Genomic DNA, 1514 nt, shown 5'->3' with positions numbered 1-1514 from the left:
CAACCAGTCTTAACAAATGTTCTCATGCAACCTGTGGCGCCTGCACCAGTCAATTCTGTTATACCCCGACCTCAACCTATAATCAAAAATCCCCATCCTGTTCCACCTGCATTGCAACCAATAGTAAAAAATTCTTATTTTGTAAGACCCAAAACAAAACTACAACCAAAGATCGCAACTCCTCATCATCCTATGCCATCTACAACAAAACTCCCATAAATAGGAAACAGGGAACAGATGTCAGAGTAGGGATGTTTCATAGAACATCCCTACAACAATATTTTATTTATATGAGCTTCTTATTCTTGAGTAATTTTAATTACATAAGGATAATATTTATTTCTTTGGTAAGAACCTATCCAAATTTCATAAGTACCTGAAAACCATTGACCTATAATTCCTGGATTTTTTCCTTCAAAGTCATCATTACACCAACTACCTCCAGGACCTCTAATTACTAAAGTTGTATCTTCACTACTTTTAACCTCAAGTTTCAGAGATTCAAAAAAACCATTTAAAATTATTCTATGATCTGGTTCTTTATCAATAAAACCTGCACATGGTCCTGTTACAGTGTTTTCTCTGCCTGTTGTTTCTTTCGCAGATATAGGTCCTCCACTTAACCCTCTAATAATCATTCGGTTTTGAGGAGATTTTGGATACAGGTTGACATCTTCAAATATAGGTGTCAATTGTAAATCTTGGGAGAAAACTGGGGTAATTTTCTGCATCCCTGCTAATGAAAACAATACTCCTAAAAATAATATCGTTTTTCTAAGTTGATTTCTATTCATTTAGAGTGCTGTTTTCCGATAATAAAGTCAAAAAAATTATAGGGGGAAAATGTGAATCAAAAATTTTGCTGTTTCACTTTAATATGTTTGATTCCCCCCCTGTTTTTTTTTGAGTATGTGAAACTCTTATTTAAGATTGCTTACCAACAATTTCTGCTTTTATCTCTTGAATTTTATCTAATAATTCTTGCCGATTAGATTTTCGCAGCAAATAACGGTAAACAAACCAAACTGCATATCCCATCCCAATTGATTCAAAGCCAACTGATAGAATAGGAATTCCTTGCAAGGCTTGCAGAAAACTAACAATTAACGTCAAAGTTAATATTGCTAAGGTCAGCGAACCAACTACTTTAAGCTGACTTTGATATTCTTGATAGAATTGGCTAATGTAGTCAGGAAAGTTAGAAAAGATATTGAGAAATTGTTCTTTAATTTTATTGAATTGTTCAAGATCAATGGTTTTATTAGTTTCTGTGTCTACAGGTTTTTGAGCATCTAAGATGGGAGTTTCAACCTGAGCAGCTACTTTTTGTTCTATCGTTTCTGCACCAGTAGTCGGAGTAGTTGGTGTGGCAACTTTGCTTTCTTTAGCTACCGTCGGTTCTGCTGGAGTCTTAGCTGCTGCACCAGTAGTTGGAGTAGTCGGAGTTGCTGGTGTGGAAACTTTACTCTCTTTAGCTACCGTTGGTTCAGTTGGAGTCTTAGCTGCTGCACCAG

Annotated in this window: 3 protein-coding genes; 1 reads left to right on the top strand and 2 read right to left on the bottom strand. The window is 35.7% G+C overall.

Features of this window, described 5'->3' with window-relative positions:
- The coding region (locus tag ACP6PL_RS10555; protein ID WP_426545214.1) for a hypothetical protein at positions 1-219 on the top strand (219 nt) is incomplete at its 5' end.
- Between the two features lie 80 nt (positions 220-299).
- Here ACP6PL_RS10555 and ACP6PL_RS10550 read toward each other — a convergent pair.
- On the bottom strand, positions 300-794 hold the full coding sequence (locus tag ACP6PL_RS10550) for a hypothetical protein (RefSeq protein ID WP_426545213.1): 495 nt from the start codon (positions 792-794) through the stop codon (positions 300-302).
- Positions 795-924: 130 nt separating this feature from the next.
- On the bottom strand, positions 925-1514 hold a 590-nt coding region (locus ACP6PL_RS10545; protein WP_426545212.1), incomplete at its 5' end, for a CAAD domain-containing protein.

The organism is Dapis purpurea BLCC-M126, assembly GCF_050015975.1.
In the GTDB taxonomy this organism is placed as follows: Bacteria; Cyanobacteriota; Cyanobacteriia; order Cyanobacteriales; family Microcoleaceae; genus Trichodesmium.
This window is presented reverse-complemented; position numbering and strand designations above follow the sequence as displayed.

Coding starts and splice junctions, on each gene's coding strand:
- ACP6PL_RS10550 (WP_426545213.1), bottom strand. CDS start 794: ATGAATAGAAATCAACTTAGAAAAACGATATTATTTTTAGGAGTATTG.